Origin of the sequence: Acinetobacter puyangensis, from assembly GCF_900096995.1 — a bacterium.
Lineage (GTDB): Bacteria > Pseudomonadota > Gammaproteobacteria > Pseudomonadales > Moraxellaceae > Acinetobacter > Acinetobacter puyangensis.
Genome location: NZ_OANT01000001.1, coordinates 425546 through 446600, shown reverse-complemented (window position 1 = coordinate 446600; position 21055 = coordinate 425546). Strand labels below are relative to the sequence as shown.

The 21055-nt window shown below is 35.9% G+C and carries 16 protein-coding genes and 1 pseudogene; 11 read left to right on the top strand and 6 right to left on the bottom strand.

Features of this window, described 5'->3' with window-relative positions; genetic code table 11:
• Positions 1 to 74: 74 nt before the first annotated feature.
• A complete protein-coding gene (locus CRO21_RS02090) occupies positions 75 to 1667 on the bottom strand; it encodes a peptide chain release factor 3 (RefSeq protein WP_097077682.1) in 1593 nt (530 codons plus the stop codon).
• Between the two features lie 433 nt (positions 1668 to 2100).
• Positions 2101 to 2349 (bottom strand): cytoplasmic protein, encoded by a 249-nt coding sequence (locus CRO21_RS02085; protein ID WP_097077681.1) that lies wholly within the window; start codon positions 2347 to 2349, stop codon positions 2101 to 2103.
• 274 nt (positions 2350 to 2623) lie between these two features.
• On the opposite strand from CRO21_RS02085, the gene rdgB reads away from it, so the two are divergent.
• Positions 2624 to 3256: an RdgB/HAM1 family non-canonical purine NTP pyrophosphatase gene (gene rdgB, locus CRO21_RS02080; protein ID WP_097077680.1), complete on the top strand. Its 633-nt coding sequence runs from the start codon at positions 2624 to 2626 to the stop codon at positions 3254 to 3256.
• A 54-nt stretch (positions 3257 to 3310) separates the two neighbouring features.
• Here rdgB and CRO21_RS02075 read toward each other — a convergent pair whose 3' ends face one another.
• Positions 3311 to 4183: an AEC family transporter gene (locus tag CRO21_RS02075; RefSeq protein ID WP_097077679.1), complete on the bottom strand. Its 873-nt coding sequence runs from the start codon at positions 4181 to 4183 to the stop codon at positions 3311 to 3313.
• A 162-nt stretch (positions 4184 to 4345) separates the two neighbouring features.
• Between CRO21_RS02075 and CRO21_RS02070 the strand changes: the two genes are divergently transcribed.
• The 4 genes from CRO21_RS02070 to CRO21_RS02055 all read left to right on the top strand — a co-directional run bounded on the left by CRO21_RS02070 (position 4346) and on the right by CRO21_RS02055 (position 7973).
• Positions 4346 to 4564, top strand: a complete 219-nt coding sequence (locus CRO21_RS02070; protein WP_097077678.1) for a Sec-independent protein translocase subunit TatA — start codon at positions 4346 to 4348, stop codon at positions 4562 to 4564.
• Between the two features lie 34 nt (positions 4565 to 4598).
• Entirely contained in the window at positions 4599 to 5030 is a 432-nt protein-coding gene (gene tatB / locus CRO21_RS02065; RefSeq protein ID WP_097077677.1) for a Sec-independent protein translocase protein TatB, read from the top strand.
• Positions 5027 to 5785 (top strand): twin-arginine translocase subunit TatC, encoded by a 759-nt coding sequence (gene tatC / locus CRO21_RS02060; RefSeq protein ID WP_097077676.1) that lies wholly within the window; start codon positions 5027 to 5029, stop codon positions 5783 to 5785. The genes tatB and tatC overlap by 4 nt, the downstream gene beginning before the upstream one ends.
• A 184-nt stretch (positions 5786 to 5969) precedes the next feature.
• Complete coding sequence (locus CRO21_RS02055) at positions 5970 to 7973, top strand: PhoX family protein (protein ID WP_097077675.1); 2004 nt, start codon at positions 5970 to 5972, stop codon at positions 7971 to 7973.
• Positions 7974 to 8021: 48 nt separating this feature from the next.
• Here the strand turns inward: CRO21_RS02055 and CRO21_RS02050 are convergent, their stop codons facing one another.
• Positions 8022 to 8795 carry an NRDE family protein gene (locus tag CRO21_RS02050; protein WP_097077674.1) on the bottom strand — a complete coding sequence of 258 codons (774 nt, stop codon included), beginning with the start codon at positions 8793 to 8795 and terminating at the stop codon, positions 8022 to 8024.
• A gap of 122 nt (positions 8796 to 8917) precedes the next feature.
• On the opposite strand from CRO21_RS02050, the gene lgt reads away from it, so the two are divergent.
• The 6 genes and pseudogenes from lgt (at position 8918) to CRO21_RS02015 (ending at position 17330) form a co-directional block, all read left to right on the top strand.
• Positions 8918 to 9727, top strand: coding sequence for a prolipoprotein diacylglyceryl transferase (gene lgt, locus CRO21_RS02045; protein ID WP_097077673.1), 810 nt, complete (start codon positions 8918 to 8920; stop codon positions 9725 to 9727).
• Between the two features lie 497 nt (positions 9728 to 10224).
• Positions 10225 to 10827 (top strand): annotated as a pseudogene (gene thyA, locus CRO21_RS02035) (thymidylate synthase); the annotation flags it as partial.
• Positions 10828 to 10926: 99 nt separating this feature from the next.
• A complete protein-coding gene (locus CRO21_RS02030) occupies positions 10927 to 12162 on the top strand; it encodes a tyrosine-type recombinase/integrase (protein ID WP_097077671.1) in 1236 nt (411 codons plus the stop codon).
• A gap of 175 nt (positions 12163 to 12337) precedes the next feature.
• Entirely contained in the window at positions 12338 to 14731 is a 2394-nt protein-coding gene (locus CRO21_RS02025) for a tyrosine-type recombinase/integrase (RefSeq protein ID WP_228150339.1), read from the top strand.
• Entirely contained in the window at positions 14731 to 16833 is a 2103-nt protein-coding gene (locus CRO21_RS02020) for a site-specific integrase (RefSeq protein WP_097077670.1), read from the top strand. Before CRO21_RS02025 ends, CRO21_RS02020 begins: the two co-directional genes overlap by 1 nt.
• Entirely contained in the window at positions 16830 to 17330 is a 501-nt protein-coding gene (locus CRO21_RS02015) for a hypothetical protein (protein ID WP_097077669.1), read from the top strand. The genes CRO21_RS02020 and CRO21_RS02015 overlap by 4 nt, the downstream gene beginning before the upstream one ends.
• A gap of 61 nt (positions 17331 to 17391) precedes the next feature.
• Here the strand turns inward: CRO21_RS02015 and CRO21_RS02010 are convergent, their stop codons facing one another.
• A complete protein-coding gene (locus tag CRO21_RS02010) occupies positions 17392 to 18243 on the bottom strand; it encodes a thymidylate synthase (protein ID WP_097077668.1) in 852 nt (283 codons plus the stop codon).
• Between the two features lie 282 nt (positions 18244 to 18525).
• Positions 18526 to 20973 carry an AAA family ATPase gene (locus CRO21_RS02005; protein ID WP_097077667.1) on the bottom strand — a complete coding sequence of 816 codons (2448 nt, stop codon included), beginning with the start codon at positions 20971 to 20973 and terminating at the stop codon, positions 18526 to 18528.
• Positions 20974 to 21055: the final 82 nt, after the last annotated feature.

Sequence of the window (21055 nt, the reverse complement as noted above, 5' to 3'; positions counted from 1 at the left end):
AAAACAGGCTGTTTCTATCTATTGATAAAAACAGCCCTCATTATAATCTCAATATTTTGACCCAATATTTTAACTTAGTGCTCTCGTGTCGCACTAAAGGTGATTTCCGGCCAGCGCTCCTGCATCAACTGTAGATTGACACGACTTGGCGCAAGATAGGTCAGATGTCCACCACCATCGAGAGACAATTGGTCATGTGCTTTTTTCTTAAAGTCATTAAGCTTTTTCTCATCATCACAATGAATCCAACGCACAGTATTGATGCTCACTGGTTCATAAACACAGTCCACCTTGTACTCTTCTTTCAGACGATAAGCCACCACATCAAACTGCAATACACCAACGGCACCAACAATCAGATCATTACTGTTTTGCGGCATAAAGACCTGCGTTGCCCCTTCTTCAGAAAGCTCTTTTAAGCCCTTTTGCAACTGTTTTGATTTCAAAGGATCACGTAAGCGCACACGACGGAACATTTCCGGCGCAAAGTGTGGAATCCCGGTAAAATGCAGATTTTCACCACTGGTAAAGGTATCACCAATCTGAATCGTGCCATGATTGTGTAAACCAATAATATCACCCGGCCATGCTTCTTCCAAATGCTCACGTTCACCCGCTAAGAATGTCAACGCATCAGAAATACGCACGTCTTTGCCAATACGAACATGGTTCATTTTCAAACCTTTTTCATATTTCCCGGAACACACCCGCATAAAAGCGATACGGTCACGATGTTTCGGATCCATATTGGCCTGAATTTTAAATACAAACCCGGTAAAGGTTTCTTCGGTCGCCTCCACTATACGTTCTTGCGTCGGATGTGCTTTAGGTTCAGGTGCCCATTGCAAAAAAGCATCCAGCACATGATCTACCGCAAAGTTACCTAGTGCAGTACCAAATAAAACCGGGGTTTGTTTACCTTGTAAAAACAACTCACGATCCAAGGGTTCATTCGCCATTTGTACCAGTTCCAGCGACTCTTCAAATGCCGCAAAAGCCAGATCACCGACTTTTTCACGAATATCCGGATAATCATAACCATCACGGATTTCAATATCGGTAATGGTCGAACCAAAACCTGGCTTATAAATATAAAGTTTATTTTCGATAATATGATAAACACCGGCAAAATCGCGACCCATACCCAACGGCCAGGTAATTGGAACACAACGGATTTTTAGCACATTTTCAATTTCATCAAGCAGTTCTAACGGTTCACGAATTTCACGGTCCATTTTATTGACAAAAGAAATGATCGGCGTATCACGCATACGACAGACTTCCATCAGCTTGATGGTCCGTTCTTCGACCCCTTTTGCACCATCAATCACCATCAAGGCAGAATCCACCGCCGTTAAGGTACGATAGGTATCCTCCGAGAAATCTTCATGTCCCGGTGTATCCAGTAAGTTAATGGTATGATCTTTATACGGAAACTGCATTACCGATGTGGTAATCGAGATACCACGTTCTTTTTCCATTTCCATCCAGTCTGATGTGGCCGCACGATCTGATTTTCGGCTTTTGACCATACCAGCCACCTGAATTGCCTTACCCCATAACAGCAGTTTTTCTGTCATGGTGGTTTTACCGGCATCGGGGTGGGAAATGATCGCAAATGTGCGACGCTGTGCAACTTGTGCTTTTAGCTCATTAAGAGATGTCATGAAGTTTACCTACTGCAAAACGCAGTGCTAATGCCTAATTTTGGCATATGTAATTTGAAAATTGGCGCAATTCTAGCAGAATTGCAAAGTAGTGACTAATATTGTTATCGTTGTTATGGCTTACATTGGAATCTCTTAAAAGAATGGTTAAAACACAATGTGATTAGATTAAAACGCTTTCGCTTGGATATAAAGCATCTACATTAAATTATCCAGCCTTTTACAAAGGTATCGCTACAAAGAACAATATCAATTTGTCAAATAAGAATACTCGCCCGTCGAGTAACTTACTAAGTATAGAAAACACTTGCAGTCAAAATCATCACAAGTCTCATGATAATTAAAGATATAAGCGATGCAGGCTTAACCATCTCGATCTGTCATATGAATGTCATCTCGACATTTTATGCTAAGCCTGCATCAATAACATCTATTAATTGGCAAGTGCCTTTTGCATGGTGCTAAGGAAGTCATTATTTATCGGATATTTGGAAGCGTCCCCAATCACGGTATTGGTTTTACAATAGGGACAAATGGCAGTTTTACCATTATCTGCCCACTCTTTAATATGATCTGGGCTAAAAATGTGTAGACATTTAAAGCAGCCACACGCGCGGCTTGCCAATAGTTCAATACGATGAAATGCAGAATGCTTGACAGCTTTTTTCGGGTTAAGAGACATGGTTGCATTACCTCTTTTAGCAGTAGTCCAAATTCATTAAATATACCGCTCAAACAACTTCCTGTTGTCTTTATTTCCATAGGCGGTATTCTCTAGACTAGCTAAAACATAGACGCTGTAAAGTCAGTTCGGGCATCGCTATGTTTCAAAACATTTCGCCGAGTTTTTCTGTAATAAAAATCATGACATTAACATTGTTATTCTTTGTAATTTCTTTACTTCTACCCGCAAAACAGTTTTACTATTTGCTGTTTTTATTACAGCGGGAAAACACATGGCAAATTCGGTATCTTCTCCATCGTCTTGGCTTGGCTCAGAATTGGTGCTGGCAAGTAATAATAAAGGCAAAATTGCCGAATTCGAACTCCTGTTTTCCGAACTCAATTTAGATACCAAAATCATTGCACAAGGCCAGCTTGATATTGCAGATGCCATTGAAGATGGGCTGAGTTTTATTGAAAATGCCATTATCAAAGCTCGCCATGCCGCACGTTTATCAGGTAAACCTGCGATTGCAGATGATTCCGGCCTTGTTGTGCCAATTTTAAATGGTGCGCCCGGGATTTATTCTGCCCGTTATGCCGGAGAACATGGCGATGATCAAGCCAATAATGAAAAATTATTGCAAGAATTACGTCCTTTTCGCCAAGAAGGAAAAGTAATTGAAGGCATGTTTGTGTGTGTACTGGCCTTGGTACGTCATGCAGATGATCCTTTACCGATCATAGCGCAAGGCATCTGGCAAGGTGAAATTCTGGAACAGGCCCGTGGTGAACATGGTTTTGGTTATGATCCATTGTTCTGGCTACCCGAACTTAATTGCTCTAGTGCAGAAATGCCAAAAGCAGAGAAAAATAAAATCAGCCATCGTGGTCAAGCCATTCAAAAATTAAAAAGCTACTTATAATTTTGGATTTCAGAGCAGTTTTCACTGCTCTGTTTTTGAAACTATAGTCGTTTTTTAAGGATTGAAGATAAAATGTACTACCAGATAAAACCCGAATAATAAAATACAACTGATGATGGTACCGGAGGCAATATATTGCGCCGATTTTCCCGTCCCAGAATAAAAGGTTTCCAAAGAGACAATATTTGCCGCAGGGGGCAGAAAAAACAGTAATAGCATCATGCCGATCTGTTGCTGCATTTTCGGCAAAAATAACCATATCAATGCACAAAGCACGCTACCCAGCACAATACGAAATACTGATAATTGTAGACTTTGCAGTAGATCAGAGCATTGTAATTTCACATGACGTAACCACATGCCCAGTACAAACATACCACTAAAGGTCATTAGCCATTTGGTCAGTTCATAGATCCAGTCAATCAACACATGTGTGGTAAGATGATGCGCACCCAGCAGGCGTAAGACTGCGGCAATGATCAATGCCATGACAGGCGGTGACAAAAAAACTCGTTTGAGAAAAAATTGCCAGGAATTCAGTTTCGGACTAAGTGCTGCAACAGCAATCACGTTACCAAACAAAGAGCCGCCAATGTATAAAGCGACCATACTTGCACTGACACTTTCACCAAAAATTGCCAGCGCAACAGGAAAGCCCAGCCATGCCAGATTGGGATACGACACACATAATGCCTGAATTTTATTTTGACTAAATAAGCGATACACCACATACAGCATGATTGAACTAAACAGGCTAAATAACATCAAATAGATGCTGCCCGCCTGATAAAACACCATGTTATAAATAATCACAATCGGAATGAAAAGCTGAGACAATAATCGTGCAAAGATTTGTTTTAATTGTGGTGACTGATCTGCACATGCCAACCCGACCATAAAAGATACTGCGGGGAGCATCAAACTCATGTTCAAACCTGATTGTCATCTAAGATGGAGCGTTACATTGTAGCGAAAATCCTGTCTTTGCCCAAGTCATGTCTTTAAATTGCAATATTTATGTCACACTTTTGTCATTTTAACTTGTTGCAATACCCTCTATCTATTTTGATGTATTTTGGGAGTCGTATTATGGCCGGTTTATCAATTTGGCATGTCCTCATTTTTGCCATCGTTGTGTTGTTATTATTTGGTACCTCCAAACTTAAAAATCTGGGTAAAGATGTCGGCGGTGCTATCAAGGACTTTAAAAAAACTGTACGTGAAGATGAAACAGATCCAAAACTAATCGAACATGCAAACACATCTGAAACTGCGGGCACCGAAAGCAAAAGCCAATTAAAAAGCTAAACGAATTTTAATCCATGTTGCTTGAGGATATGTCATGTTAAATCTTGGTATGAGTGAGATTTTAATTTTCTCGATTATCGCACTCATCGTCCTCGGACCGGAAAAATTACCTATTGCACTTAAAACAGTTGCAAAATGGTATGTGCGTATCAAAAAATTTGTTACCAATGTTCAGCAGGATATCGAAAAAGAATTCAAAATTTCCGAATTACGCGAACAAATGCAGGATGAAATCAAACGTATTGAAGCACTGGAACAACAAATGCAGGAAAAATTTGCAGCAATGGAACGTCAGCAAAATGAGTTTCTGCAACAGCAACTAAAACAAAAAGCTATTCGCTATGATTATCTGGAAGGATTCTACCAAGTACCGTTTCAGGCAAGTTTCGATGTGCGAGTTCTCTCGCAACTATCTCAGCCGATAGCAATCAATCCTGTTCACACTACATTAAAAGTTGCCGTATGAACCAATTACCGATCGCCACGTCACAACCATCCCAGGAAGAATTGGATCAAATGCCACTAACAACGCATTTGATCACATTACGTCAACATCTGGTTAAGATTGTTGGCGTATTACTGGTGCTGTTTTTTATTTTATTACCCTTTCGAAATCATACGTACCAGCTACTTTCCGAACCTTTACGGGCTCAGCTTCCTGCCACATCGACCATGATTGCGACTGATGTTACAGCAACATTTATGGCACCATTTAAACTGAATCTATTTGCAGCATTATTTATTGCAATGCCCTTCATTATTTATCAGATCTGGCTATTTATTAAGCCTGCCCTCTATTTAAAAGAAAAAAGACTGGCCTTTCCATTATTATTTGGCAGTATTCTTTTATTTTATCTAGGAGTAGCATTTGCATATTTTATTACCCTACCAGCAATTTTACATTTTTTTATTAGTGTATCACCTGAAACAGTTGCACCAATGACTGATGTAAATAGTTATCTTAGTTTTTGTATGAAGCTATTTCTAGTATTTGGTTTAACATTTGAAATCCCCATTGTTACCCTAGTTTTAATCTTAGCCGGTCTTATCAGTACACAAAGCCTAGCAGAAAAAAGACGTTTTATTATTGTGGGCTGTTTCTTTGTCGCCATGTTTGTTACACCACCTGATGCCCTGTCTATGGTTATGCTGGCAATCCCCATGTGGTTATTATTCGAACTGGGATTATTTTTAGGCAAGTTAATCGAAAAAAGAAGTTAATATCATTATTATCGAATCTATATTATATTCATTTAACGCCTATTATTTATGCTAAATAATAGGTTTTTTTATATTCACAAAATTCTGCTGTAATCAAACTGATATAAAACCGAAAGAATAATGTCACATATTATACCTACACTCTGACCAGGTTTTATTTTTAATCGATGCTAAAGGAAAAACAATGACTGAACAGGCTAATCACCCATCACGTCGCGATATTTTAAAATGGTTTGCTGGGGTACCATTTTTACCACTTGGGGCAATGGCAACTGCATCTGTATTAAGTGGTTGTAATGATGACGATAATGCCAGCGACACTCCTGCTAAAGTTGTCAACTTTAAAAGTGCAACATTTACTGCAATGGATGCACCTACACTGGCAGATGCTGCAGCGATGGCCACGACGACTGTTGCATCCAAACTTTCTGTAAACTGGGATGATGGTTCAAAAACTGACTATCAACTGGGCTATAAAGAATTCTTTAAAACTGGTGCTGCCGTAAAAAAACACCCTAAACAAACAAATGTCAGCGGTGATACCATCATTGCCGGTGGCTACTTTGATGTAAATGGCAAAGCAATTATTGACCCAACTACAAATAAACAATGGTTCTCTGACTGTCCAGATGGTAGTTCTTTAATTAGCTTTAAAGATGCAACTGGTAAAGATGCAACTGATGCTGATAAAGCCACCTTGGGTGTAAAAGGGAATCCTGTATTCCATGTTGTACAATTTGAATATACATCTAAAGCTTATGGTGAATTACCTTCACCAATTGCCATCTTGACTTTAGATCAAGACTCAAAAACTGGACACTTAGATTTAGTTCAATATTATAACATTGATATGTCAGCAGCGCATGGCCTATGGATTACCTGTGGTGCTAGCCTTTCACCTTGGGGTACACACCTATCAAGTGAAGAATATGAACCTGATGCATTTGAGCAAGGTATTGGTGGTCCAAGTCCTAAAGGTATTGGCAAGTATTACCTTAACGATGAAAGCAAAGCAAATGCTTACAACTACGGCCATTTACCAGAAATCACAGTGAATGCTGATGGTACCGGTACTGTTAAAAAACATTATGGCTTAGGTCGTATTTCACGCGAACTTATTCAGGTTATGCCGGATAATCGTACTGCAATTATGGGTGATGACTATACCAATGGTGGTTTATTTATGTTTGTTGCAGATAAAGAAAAAGATTTATCTGCTGGAACATTATATGTTGCGAAATATACTTCTCAACTTACTGATAAAATAGCTGGCAATATTCAGTGGATTAAACTGGGCCATGCAACCAGTGATGAAATTGAGAACTTCATTAAAGGTGGGATTCAACCAGCTGATATTATGGAAAGTTTAACTGAAGATCCAAATGACAGTAGCTACACTAAAATTGTTCTAGCTAAAAAGTCTCTTTGGGTCAAAATTAAAACAGGTATGGAAAAAGCCGCTGCATTTCTTGAAACGCACCGTTATGCTGCTTACAAGGGCGCAAGTATGGCATTTACCAAAATGGAAGGAACTAGCCTTAATATCAAAGATAAAGTTGCCTATTCTGCTTTAGCCAATATCCAAGACTCTATGGTGGAAGGAAAAGATGGCTATATTGCTGAACATAATGTCAAGTTTCCTCAAATCAAAGCTGGAGGTATTCTTGCGCATCAATTAACAAGTGGTCTGAAAGATAGTGAAGGAAACCTTATCAATAGTGAATGGGCCCCATCTCAAAGTGAAACCTTACTTGTAGGTACAGATATTAAAGTTGCTCAAGATCCTAATGGTGTTGGTAACACAGCTGATCCTGATAACATTGCTAGTCCTGATAACTTAAAATTCTCTGAAACACTTCGTACATTATTCATTGGTGAAGACAGTGGTAACCACGTGAACAATTTCTTGTGGGCATATAATCTTGATACCAAAGAATTGACTCGCTTACTTTCTACTCCTGCTGGTGCAGAATCCACAGGTTTGCATGCTGTTGATTCAGTCAATGGTTGGACCTATATAATGAGTAATTTCCAACATCCTGGAGAATTTACTTCTGGCACAACTGATGCGGTAAAAACTGCGCTTGCACCATTAATCAAAGAAAATTTTGATGATGGTAATTCAGCATTTGTCGGCTATATTACTGCTGATAGCATTGAAGTTTCTCTGGAAGAGAAAAAAGCATAAGCACCGATTCTTTCTCATTCGACAGCCAGTATACATCACTGGCTGTTTTTATTTGATATGCACCTGCCGAATTTCTCCTGCATATTGCCCCTGTTGTGTTTTTTCCCACCAATTAAGCTTCTCTTTTTCTATCAATAAAAAATTAGAGCAGCGTGTTCCATAGACCTCACTTTGAATAAAGGTTGAAGATAATAATAACTCCATTTCCTCAGCAATTCCTGTATGTGGCAATAGCGCTATTGAAACTTTGCGCCGATCCTGCAAGATATCCCAAGCCGTATCCAACCGTTCTGCCAGCGTCACCTGTGGCAACTGCATCAAAGGCAGTAATTCCTGTGTAAAGCGTTGACGTAAATGTGCGGTTTTTTGCCAGTGTTCACTCATTAAGCCATTAGACAACACATATACACCTTTGGCCAAAACCTGCGGTGCTTCGCCACGATTACTCATATAAACAGCTTGCTGCCGATCTCCGACAATTAAATTAAAACCGGCATAATCATTCTGTGTTTTTTCCAAATTCCGAGCAAAACGGATCGGTGCCAAATCGGACAATAAAAAATCCTTGACCAGATCACCGCGTGAGGTTGGATATTGTGTTGTTTGCCCGCCCTCACGAAAATTCGTCACCACTGCCCAACGTCCCTGTTCGGTTATGCCCTGCCATGTCCCACCTTGTTGTAAATCCTGCCCGGCAAAAACTGGACTATGCGGCCAATGCGCCAAAGGTTGGGCAGCACGATGATAAAACTCATCACGATTGGAAATTAAAAGCAATGGCGTATCTTCCAGTACTTCCCAAGCCAACGCTAAAATACACATCTAATCAACTCTTCACTTGTGGCATCTTAAAAATTCAATACACCCTATACATTGAATGTACAACATTTTTCAAATTATCCGCTACAATCAAGCACAAAATAAAACTGAATGAAGGAAAATCAATGCTGACTTATCCAAACATTGATCCTGTTGCCTTATCACTCGGACCAGTCAAAGTCCACTGGTATGGCATTATGTACCTATTGGCCTTTCTATGTGCCTGGGGTCTGGCAACCTACCGTGCCAAACAGCGTGACGGTTGGAATGCAGAAATGGTCTCCGATCTGGTCTTTTATGGGGCACTTGGCGTAGTACTCGGCGGCCGAATCGGTTATGTCTTGTTCTACGAATTTGATAAATTTCTGGATAATCCACTCTGGCTGGTTCAGGTCTGGACAGGTGGCATGAGCTTTCATGGTGGCTTTATCGGTGTCATGCTCGCCATGATTTTCTGGTGTCGCAAGTACCAGAAAAGCTGGTTTGAAACGCTGGATTTCATTGCACCCTGCGTCCCTACAGGTCTGATGTTTGGACGTATCGGCAACTTTATCGGTGGTGAACTCTATGGTCGTCAGGTGACAGATCCAAGCTATCCATTTGGCATGATTTTCCCAACTGATCCTTTACAACTGGTACGTCATCCTTCCCAGATTTATCAAGCGCTATGTGAAGGTTTATTACTCTTTATCATATTATGGTGGTTTAGCAGTAAACCTCGTCCCCGAATGGCGGTCTCTGCGGTGTTCTTAATCGGTTATGGCGTTGCTCGTTTTGTGATGGAGTTTTTCCGTGAACCCGATGTGGATCAGGGTTTTATTCTGCTGGGATGGGTCACCAAGGGACAATTGCTCAGTTTTCCAATGATTATTATTGGTGTTCTGATGTTCTGGTATGCCTATCAACGCAAACAGTATGACTGGCATATAAAATAAACAAAACCGTTGCCGTGATTTTCCCAAAATATTGATTATGTTTGTTATGATAGTCACAATATTTTGGGATTTTTGCGGTGATGGACTTCAAATTATTTAATCAAAAAACACTCTCGAATCGTCAACGTCATTTCATCATTTTATGCAGTGTCATCATTCTGATCCTGACAGCCTTAATTGACCTGTTAAATCCTAAATTTATTCTTTTTAGCTGTCTTATTGGAATCCTGATCACTTTGTTTAAACAGCAATACAGTAAAGTAAAATCTGATAATACATATAAAAAAGGCCTTGAAATAATCTTATGCACGATACCATTTTTACTTTTTTTGAATCTGATCTTCAACTTACCAAAAGATACATTTTTAGTCACGCTACTCCAATCAATTACTCTCGTGATTCTATCTCAATATTTTAGTGCCCGATATTTGTTTAAGACTGTGGAAATCAGTTAAGATAAGCCGCTATGTTTTGACCTTATGAAAATTGGATAACGTATGAAAGCCTATCTCGACCTACTCGATCATATTCTACAAACTGGCGGTGATAAAGGTGATCGTACAGGGACAGGCACTCGCTCGGTATTCGGTTATCAAATGCGTTTTGATTTGTCCAAAGGGTTTCCCCTGCTCACCACCAAAAAGGTCCATTTCCGCTCGATTGCGATTGAACTGCTATGGTTTTTAAAAGGTGACACCAACGTCAAATATTTGCAGGAACATCAAGTCAGCATCTGGGATGAATGGGCCACTGCCAAACAATGTGCCCGTTTTGGTCGTCCCGAAGGTGAACTTGGCCCGGTATATGGTCATCAATGGCGTAACTTTGGCGCAAGCCAGAATGCTGATGGCAGCTATAAAAATGATGGTTTTGATCAAATTTCATGGCTCATCAATGAAATCAAAAACAATCCCAGTTCCCGTCGATTAATCGTTTCCGGCTGGAATCCCAAAGAAGCCGGTCAGGTTCCCTTGCCGCCTTGCCATACGCTATTTCAGTTTTTTGTTCAGGATGGCAAACTGTCCTGCCAATTATATCAACGAAGTGCCGATGTATTTTTTTTATTCCCCCATATGAATAATTCACAGTATGAAGTGTTGGCTGCTTAAAACCACCTACTTCACTTATGTTTATCGTAAATTTTAAATTATGTACAGTATGCTATAAAACTTAATCATTGAATTGATTTGGCGATTAGTATGGAAATCAAAGTTTGTTCAAATATAAGTTTAGACTTATCTAAATCATATCTAAATGAGCAATTTCAAAACTCAAAATTAAATACAATAGTAAGAGTTAACGGAGTTGGTGTCTTTGATGATAACGGTAGAATTCTACCTCTTATTTCTCAATATTTATCTTATTTCGCCAAGCATGAAAAAATTTCAGATAAATCGGCAAACACATACGGTAAAAATCTAACCTACTTTCTGCAATATATCCGCAATCGCTCAGATTATAGTAGTGATGAAAGTGATGATGTATTTATTACTGTTCCTTCATATGTAATACAAGAATATTTAACTTGCTTAAGTTGCGAACAGAACATTAGTTCTTCTACGGTTAGAAACCGTGATGCAACCATACGTGCTTTTATTGATTTCTTGTGTTCATCCACAGAAAGTCGTATACCACTCAGACAAGATAATCCATACGAAAGAGGCTATCTTTCTAAAGCTCCAAAACGGACCCCTATTGTTGCCTGTAATCTTGATGATTTATTTATATTGATTACATCCACTTTATCTGAAAGAGAAAGAGTTTTACTTCAATTTTTATACGATTCAGGGCTTCGCCGATCAGAACTTCCTAGAGTTTCGCTTGAACATATTCAAAATACGGTAAATTTTAACTCTCAAACGTTTATATCAGATGATTCTGACAAACCCATTTCTCCCGATTATGCCCCTCTTGAAGTTCTAGGTAGTAAAGGGCGAGGTAATGAGCTAAAACCTCGGTGGTCATTAATTAGTTCAGCAACTATTCATCGTATTCAAAAGTACCATGCCTCCCCTCTGTATAAAAAGCATGCAAGAAAATATTCTACACCTTCTGAAACTCCAGCTTTTTTAAATGCTGAAGGAACCCCTTACACGCCATCTGCTATTAATAAATTGCTTAAGCGTTTGAGCAGTCGTGCTATTAAAAAAGGGCTCATTACTAGAGAAATCTCACCTCATAAGCTAAGACATGGCAATGCATACGCAATATTGCAATCAAATGATTTAGGAATTGATTATCTAGATCGGCTTGTAATCTTACAAAAAAACTTAGGACATAACCATTTGAATACGACCCAAATGTATACCAGTATCCCTCATGACATCTATAACTCGATGTGTAATGAAAATGGAGAACTCTTAACTAGGGCGGAAAAAATGAGACGTTTAACTGAAAAAACTCAATTAAGAATCAGTATCAAAGATATAAAATGAAAGGTCCCAGTCTAAATACCGCTCAAATAGTTAATGTCTAGGTTAAGACTAACAATATTTTATTTAAATCAATACACAATCAACAAAGTTCTTAGGCTTCTTTAGCAAATCAATATGAATGGATGGCAAAAGTAATTAATTATATTTATTGGGGCCTTAATAAACAGGAATTATCATGGCAGATATCAAGACAGTTATTAGCAATAAAAGACGAATTAAAGATGTTAAATCTACTGTCATAAAATGGGTAGCAACGGTATCTGATGACATAGATGCTATGTGGGAAATACCTGTTGCTAAGGCTAATACAGATTTAGGTTTTAACGTATCAGTCGAATACCTTAAAACCGTTTTAGGTATTTCAAAATGTGCAGCACAAAAATATAGAGCATTGGCTTATCCTTTAATTAAAGTAATGATTGAAAACGAAATTTTAGTATCTCCAAATGACATTTCAGGAGCTGCCACCGTTGAAAGCAGAAGAAAACTGCTTAGTTGGTACAGAAAGTTGAACTCTAAAGAAAAAAGTCAGTTACCTATTTTTGGCAATAAAATTTCACTTGGAAAAATACCTACAGATCAACGCCCTATCAAACAGGGTGAATTAGGCTTTGATGTTGTTAAAAAGGCATGGGAATCTATTCATCAAGATCTTGAAAATTTAGGTTTATTGGATACCAATTATAAAAGTGTTTCACAACGGATCGAAGATAGAAATAGTAATCCAAAGCCACTTCATCAAACCAAAAAAGATAAATTAAATAGATTAGCTAATCTTAAACTTAATGACCTATTAGACTTCATTGAACCTTCAGAGGCTGAACCTTTTATTCAGATTGAGCAGCTTTTTGCATCTATGACGAACTCGTTAGCATCAGAATCAGGAAAAGATAACTACAGAAATGCATGTAGCCTATTTATCAAATTTCTTTCTGGACTACATGGAAATACACCCTTAAAAATTTTAGAAAATTTTGATGAACACTTATTATCTAAATATAGGAAACACTTAGAAAATAATATATTGGATAATAAAATATCAAGCCATCATGCTAATACTGTTCTAAGTTCAGTACGCGTCACATTGGATCGGCTAACGAAAATTAAAGGACTAGAATATGTTTTTTTTGATGTAGCAGGCTTTGATACTACAAGACAAACAGATCTAAAAAAACCTTTCAGCAAAAATGAGCGCATTCAAATATTAGAAGCTATCGATCAGGAACTTAATGAAGCTAAATTAAGTCTAGAGCCTTATAAAAAAACTGGTATGGGCTCCAACCCTTTAGATCAAAATGGTAATCGGGTAAGAGGTCTATCAACTTTAGAAAACGCTCGTTGGTTGTTCGAAAACATGTTGAATTGTAAACCTATTCATTTTAGTACAGCAAAAACGCCAATCGAACAATCGTTCCTTAGAATCATAGCAGATTCAAAAAAAGGACTAATGACTGTATATAAAGAATGGGGGGTCACACCTATTATAGGAGTAGAATTACTCTTACCATATTTTCTAAAACTAGCCCAAGTTACAGGTTTAAATACTGATTCTATAATTGCTTTAAATATAGATGACTATGAACCTTGTCATCCTGCGACATCATGCCCCTGCCTTAAATATTGGAAAGAAAGATCTGATGGCTACAAAGAATACCCATTGGATCTTATCGATGCTGATATCTCTTGGCTTACAGTAAAGCAAGCGCAAACTGTAAAGGCTATTTTCGATGACGTAATTAGATTAACTCGTGACATTAGAAAAAATATCGACGATGAAAAAAATCAGCAAAGATTATTTATATATCAATCCAATAGTGTAAAACACCATGGACGAATAACGCCCTTATTAGGAAATGAAGATAAAAATTCGAAAAAACTAACCGATGTTATCTCTAAATTCGTAAAAAAATACAATTTAACGAATGATAAAGATTGCCCATTGGTCTTAACAATCAGTAGATTTAGACCCACTTTAATAAGCGAAATGCTTGATTCTGAAGCGTCGTTACGTGAAATTCAGCTTCTGTTAGGTCATAAATCTATTCGCACAACTATTCAATATTTAGATTCTTTGGACTTTAATGCTTTAAGTAGAAAAAAGCTCAATGAAAAATTAATCGAAATACAACAATCCACGTTAGATACTCAATCTGAAGAAAAACAAAAGCGAATTGAACTCAAAAAGGAAGATCATGTAACAATTACATTTAAGACACCACTCGCTGAATGCAAGAACATTTTTGCCCCCCCAGAATTTATTAAAAATTTATCATCTTATACTCATGGAACACCATGTTCTCAATATAACAAATGTTTAAGCTGTGACAATGTAATTGTTTCAGTTAAGGATCTGCCCCAAATCTTTGCAATGCAACGTGATTACAAGCTCCTCATTGAGAACTCTCAGGTAATGAATACACCATATGCCCGTGTGATTGAAGAGAATCTAGAGCTTATAAAACACATTATAGACCCTAAACTATCTGATTTTTCTATAGAAGAACTTAAAAATGCTGAAATTACAGCTGAATACATTGAAGCAACTTTTTTGGTTGATGGAGTTTTATAATGAATAATGAAACAAAACTAAACATATTAACGAGTTTTGTAGAACATCGTCTCTATCTAATGAATACACCGAATCTAGGTGAAAAATTAGATAGTAAATTTTCTCCAAAAAAACCTGATAATTCTTTTAAATATGTCAATGATTTAATGGAGCAACCAATTTCAAAGTCATCTAAATTTTCAGATAGTATTTGGGATTTCAACGCTGACTATCCTCATGCTGCTCGTAATGTTCAAGGTGCAAAACTATGTATTGACTATACAAAATATGAAAGCATTCCAAAATTTATTTTAATTGAAATAAAAGTTATCTTTGAACTTGCTCTACTTAACAATCTTATTTTTCGACCTAAAAATAGTAGTCGGAAAGGTTCTAAAAAGGGAATGCTCAAAGCTAACACCTTAATTCCTATTTTCAAAAGTGGTCTAGAATTTATTAATGAAATATTTAAAATACTCAATGAAGAATTCGGGCATGAATTCATCCAATACAAATTTCAATCGTTATCTGATATTGATTCAACACATTATAACAAAGCGGCAAAAACTTTTGATCAGTTGCTAACTACGAAGCTGTATGGCTTTTTTGAATATATGAGAAGTCCCTCCTCCACCAAATATGTTTTTGATAAATCAATTATTTATGTCGATTTGGAAAGTTTAGACTGGAAAAAAAAACCTAATAAAAATAAACAGGAAAAAGATAAAATTCTACCCGATAAGATCTTCGAACATTTATCTAAAATGACATCATTCATCGTAGTAGATTTCTTAAGCAATATAGGTGAAAAATCGAAAATATCAGATATCCATACTCTGGAGCGCTTTAGTGCAAGTAAATATTCGTCTTGGGCAAATAAAGAAAAAATTAACCTTAAAATGTTTAACTACTATATTGCACTTCGCCTAAGGGCTAAAGGCTACTCTCCAAGCTCAGTTTTTGAAAAAATTGAGTTAGATAAAAGGATGAACAACAAAGTTTTACTAATGGGAGACCGAACAATACGAAAATCATTGAAAAATGCTGGTTTTAATATTAACAATCTACGTGAATATTTCAATTTAATAGCATATTCATGTCTTTACCTAGTTGGTCAATATACAGGGATGAGACCATCGGAATTAGCCGAAATCAAAGTAGAAAACTGTAGTTGCCTTGTAGAGGAAAATGGAATTTGGTTGATTAAAAGTTCACTCAAGAAACATCAGCAAGAGATCAATACCGGCTTGTTTGATGATAAATGGGTAGCCATTCCAATTATTAGAGACGCAATATTGGCAGCTTCTCATATCTCGAAAATCAAATCTTCACCTTACCTAGTATCTAACGTAGATACGGTAAAACCCAATAGTAATGCTGTAGCAATGAAAAGTAGCGGTCTTTCATACCAAATAAATAATCTTATTACCCAACTTTTAGGACACCAAGTAGCGGATCAAATCAAATTTAATCCTTATATGTTACGTCACACTTTAACCTATCAACTATTTAGGGCAGAAGTCGGATTGCCACTCATTTCCTTTCAACTGAAACACTTTGTGGATAATGTGAATAAATTTACATCAATGGAGGCTACATCAACTGTAACTCTAGGCTACGGTGAAATAGGGGAATTACTTTCAAAGGGTGGTAGCCGAAAAACAAGTAGATCCTTAAGGCACTCTGCTGAATTAGAGGTTGTTAAAGCTGTAAATAATCCAAATGCAGCATACTATGGCAGCAAAGCCGCTGAACATAAGCAAAATCTCATCAAGATATTCCAAGGATATATGGCAGCTGGATACACTGAAGAAGAAATATATGAGGCAATGACTGATCAAGGTATGGCTGTTGTCTATGTAGGTCAAGGTATATGCTACGGTAACAGAACTGAAGAATTTGACTCCTCTTTACCCTGTATTGGTTCCTTACGATGCAATCCTGCAAGATGTAGTCAAGCTATTGTTACTAGTACACATGCCCCTAAATGGCGTGAAGTTTATATCTTGAATAAAGCAAATCTTAATAAACCAGAATATGCTTATAATCGTGACCAAATTAAAGCCGCAATGGATGAAGCTGCAATGGTTCTAGAGAGCCTAGGTGAAGAGGTAGAATTATGAATACCAAGACTTATGATCAAAAAAATGCTGAAGACTATGAGGAAAATACCTTAAAACTTAAAAAATCATTACTAGAAATAGAGAACAATCCATCACTTAAAGCTACTATTGCCCAATTGTCAAAAATGGCTGGAATTCATCGAAATACTATTACAAATCGTGACTGGCCATTAAAACATCTACAAAGAATTAAAGAGAAACGATCCTCCAAAGACGAGGAAAATAAAAAACAACGCATAAGTGATAAAACATCGTTAGATGAAAAACTTAATCAGGCAAGACAAGAAGTTATCTATTGGTTTAACCAATACCAAGATATCAAACTTTCTTTTGATCACCTTCATACACAGTTAAAGACTCAAAAAGAATCTCATGCTTATTATAAAAATTTATATGAAGAATATCAAAAAAAATTTTTGTTAGCAGAACAAGAAATCAAACGGTTAAAAACATTATTAGAAAGCAAAGGCATCCTGCCAGATTTAATTAAACACTAGATATCGTAAGTAAATTCTATTGGATAAAGATACTAAATCCTCACCCAATAGAATTTACTATTTATACTGAAAAAGGATAAGCAATTGCTTCATGATATTGATAGCCTTCGACCTCAAAATCATCTAGTGTTACCCATGTTTCTATGTCTTCGAGAGTCTTAATCTTTGGATTTATTATAAGTTTTGGAGCTGCGTAAGGCTCACGTTTAAGTTGAACATCACGCATAAGTTCTAACTGATCCTCATAGATATGTGCATTCACAATCTTGTGATAAGCCTTTCCTGCCTTATAACCTGTAATTTGAGCCATTAATGCCAATAAAGTGAAGACTTGAATTTGATTGAAATTTTGACCCAATGGTACATCACATGAACGTTGTGACGACGTTAGGTAAAGTGTTTCTCCCACCAAAGAAAAGGTATGAGTATGCATGCAAGGTCGTAAGCATCCCATATCAAACTCACCCGGATTATAGAAAGTCAGAATTTCGCCACGATCATCAATCCCATTTCGTAAATCCTCATAGATCTTACGAAGCTGATCAAACTCTTTACCCTCAGAATTACGCCAATGACGTCCCTGAACACCATAGACACGCCCCATATCGTCTTCACCTTTACGATAAGGATTCGCTAACCAAGCTCCATTTTCGTTAGCATTTGCATTCCAAGTATTACAACCAATCGCTCTAAATTGGGCAGCGTTGTCATATCCACGCAAATAGCCTAGCAATTCTGCAATAGCTGCTTTCCAATAACTTTTTCTAGTTGTAACTAAAGGAAACTCATTCATTCCTACGTTATATACTAAATCAGCATTAACAACGGTTAAACAACGCTTTCCAGTTCGTTCATTCTCAACCCATACGCCTTCATCAACTATGCGTTGACACAAATCTAGATACTGCTTCATTTAACCACCTAAATATTACCAATCAAAATTCAACTAATATCACGTTATATAATATTCAAATAAAATATAGACCAATCACAAAAAACAATATTTTTCAATACCTTAAATAATTTATGATGAAATCCAATATTGATGAATTAATTCAATATTATAGAGTGTTAAGTGTTTCTTGCACAGACCTCAAAAACGTGCTTCATGACCTCCTTCCATCTCAATCATAAATTTAGATATTTTCTGTTTTTTATATTGCCCCAAGGCATTTTGCTTAGCTTAGGATAGCTTTTATTCTCGTAGATCTATAGTACTTTGAACTAGAGCATTAAATTGAACTTCATCATTTAATTTCAATCTTTCCAATATAAACTTTGAAGTCTCAATCATTTCTTGTGATGAAATTGGTCTCATTGTTCTATCAAATATTTCTTCAGCATGTGAATACTCATTTGCTATTCTATCCACTAGCTTAAAGTGATTAAGATTGTTTTCTGCATCAAAGAACTTCTCTCTAAATGCTGACTTATCTTGATCAGAAGGATATTTGAAATAATTATATACTTCAAAAAATTTCCTCATATTATTGCTGAAATTATAAATTTGATCCGGACCTAGCTCAGTTGTTGTTTGCGCACAATTCCATATCTGTGAAAACAGGTAATTAAATTCCGTATTATACTTTCTTAAATAATTCGGAAGCACATCTAACTTACTAATATTATTTTCTTTATTAATAAGATAGAAAGAGACATCCTCTTTTTCATTTCTTTTGGTTGAAGTACAAGATGGATCACTACAACTTTTAATATTTGTTCTATTTTTAGGAATAGTTAATTTTCGTAGATATTTTAAAAATTCTAAGTTGTGGGTCGATATAAATAATTGCTTATATGATTTTTCTTTACATATAATATTTTCTATTAGACTATAAATATAGAAAATATTATTAGAATCCAAGCTCGATATAGGATCATCAATATAAATGATCACATCTGATAATTTCTCTATATTTTTCAAATTGTATACTAAAGCGATAAAATAACAAAAAGCCACCAATGTACATTCGCCTTCGCTTAAATTATAGGCTTCCTGTCCATTTCTAACTATTTTAAATCGACCTTGTTGGCCTTCCGCTTCTATAGGAATTAAAGATAAACTTTCATGACCAAAAAAACTATTAAGGAATTTATTAACTAATTCACTTGCTGCACTTATTGTGCTTTTTTGAGCATTTAGTTTTTTTATTTCCTCTTGAATATTAACCTGATAGGTTTGAATTTCCAAAACTCTTTCAGAGTTTTCTTGTTCAAATGGAATTAGCTTCCTAACACTTTCCTGTAACTCAATTATTTTACTATTTTTTTTGTGCCATTCAAATTCAATTAAGTATTCAACAATACGCTCTTCAAGTACTTCAGCTTTTAATTTATTTTGCTCTCTACTAATATTTTTTGAAAACTCATCATTCTTATTACATATATCGATCACTTGAATATATGCATCAATTAAAGCTCTAAAACTTTTCTTTAAAGAGCTAAAGTCAAAAAATAATTCAAGGCTCAAATTAATTAGTTTTTCATCTAATTTTAACTCTAATAAGGATAGGCTTTCTAAAAAATCAAATGCTTTTGATTTAATATTTTCAAGTAACACTAAATATTCACTTTTAAAACTATCATAGAAGTATGCATCTGGTTCTACAAATCCCTCTATGAGGACAGATAAAGCTTTAGATATTTTCTTTTGGCTTTCAATAAGTCCAATCATTTCTTTTTTGAGATTTTCTTCTCTTTGGTTCGAGAAAATTTCATATTGTTCTAATACTGATTTTTTTAGCTCTCCACCACAAAATTCACAACTTTCTTTATTGTGTTTTTTATGTAAATGATAACCCTGAAGTACCCATTCTTTAAAAAACTCATTGATTTCTTTTGTAATGTTTTTCTCAACTACTTCTTTTAATTTTTTATCGGAATGCTCAATATGTTGGTTTATAGAATTTTCTATTTCAACTACTTTGTTTTGAATATTTATTTCTGGCTTTTGAGAAACCTTCATATCATTAATTTTTTTTAGAATTTCATCTTCAGTTAATTTTCTTATTAATTGAGGATTTCCTAATAGTATCCCATCAATATCAATTACTAAATTTGGTCGTCTGTATGTACGAGCAGTATTTAAACCACTTGCTTCAAGCTCTCTAGCTTTCTCTGTTAAACTATTTTCTTTAACTCTTATTAATCCTGACTTTTCTCTTTCAATTTTAATTTTATCCCTATTAATTAGATCTATTGCTCTATTAACTCCTTGTTCAGTTTTATCTAGAACTTCTATTGAAAATCGCAACTCATTTATTTTATTATCTATTAAAATTTGATCTTGACCAACTACAACAGCATCAAAGCTTTTTATACTACCTGTTTCATGATTATTAAATACTAGGAAAGATAAATTTTCATTTATAAAATCTTTATTGAACACCAATAAGTCTTTAGAATTTTCTTTATAATTACTAGAATCTATAATTTCATTTTCAAATACTGTTTTAAAAATGGGATTCAAATAGTTTTCTGGGTCATTTTTATTTTTTAATAATGCGAAAATCCTTGATAAAGTTGTTTTTCCAGAGTAGTTTGCTCCATAGATGATATTCATTTTTTTAAAATAATTCTTCTCGGATAATCCATTAAAATTCTGATAGCTTCCAAAGTTTTGTATTTCTATATTTTTTAACATAGTTTCCCCTTTAATATTTTTTAAAATTATTGAAAATTAATCCACCGCTTGATTAAACGCTTCTAGGAAATTGGTGTTTGCT

Bases quoted from the DNA above. Each gene is read 5' to 3' on its own strand.
- CRO21_RS02090 (WP_097077682.1), bottom strand. From the start codon at position 1,667: ATGACATCTCTTAATGAGCTAAAAGCACAAGTTGCACAGCGTCGCACA.
- CRO21_RS02085 (WP_097077681.1), bottom strand. From the start codon at position 2,349: ATGTCTCTTAACCCGAAAAAAGCTGTCAAGCATTCTGCATTTCATCGT.
- rdgB (WP_097077680.1), top strand. From the start codon at position 2,624: ATGGCAAATTCGGTATCTTCTCCATCGTCTTGGCTTGGCTCAGAATTG.
- CRO21_RS02075 (WP_097077679.1), bottom strand. From the start codon at position 4,183: ATGAGTTTGATGCTCCCCGCAGTATCTTTTATGGTCGGGTTGGCATGT.
- CRO21_RS02070 (WP_097077678.1), top strand. From the start codon at position 4,346: ATGGCCGGTTTATCAATTTGGCATGTCCTCATTTTTGCCATCGTTGTG.
- tatB (WP_097077677.1), top strand. From the start codon at position 4,599: ATGTTAAATCTTGGTATGAGTGAGATTTTAATTTTCTCGATTATCGCA.
- tatC (WP_097077676.1), top strand. From the start codon at position 5,027: ATGAACCAATTACCGATCGCCACGTCACAACCATCCCAGGAAGAATTG.
- CRO21_RS02055 (WP_097077675.1), top strand. From the start codon at position 5,970: ATGACTGAACAGGCTAATCACCCATCACGTCGCGATATTTTAAAATGG.
- CRO21_RS02050 (WP_097077674.1), bottom strand. From the start codon at position 8,795: ATGTGTATTTTAGCGTTGGCTTGGGAAGTACTGGAAGATACGCCATTG.
- lgt (WP_097077673.1), top strand. From the start codon at position 8,918: ATGCTGACTTATCCAAACATTGATCCTGTTGCCTTATCACTCGGACCA.
- CRO21_RS02030 (WP_097077671.1), top strand. From the start codon at position 10,927: ATGGAAATCAAAGTTTGTTCAAATATAAGTTTAGACTTATCTAAATCA.
- CRO21_RS02025 (WP_228150339.1), top strand. From the start codon at position 12,338: ATGGCAGATATCAAGACAGTTATTAGCAATAAAAGACGAATTAAAGAT.
- CRO21_RS02020 (WP_097077670.1), top strand. From the start codon at position 14,731: ATGAATAATGAAACAAAACTAAACATATTAACGAGTTTTGTAGAACAT.
- CRO21_RS02015 (WP_097077669.1), top strand. From the start codon at position 16,830: ATGAATACCAAGACTTATGATCAAAAAAATGCTGAAGACTATGAGGAA.
- CRO21_RS02010 (WP_097077668.1), bottom strand. From the start codon at position 18,243: ATGAAGCAGTATCTAGATTTGTGTCAACGCATAGTTGATGAAGGCGTA.
- CRO21_RS02005 (WP_097077667.1), bottom strand. From the start codon at position 20,973: ATGTTAAAAAATATAGAAATACAAAACTTTGGAAGCTATCAGAATTTT.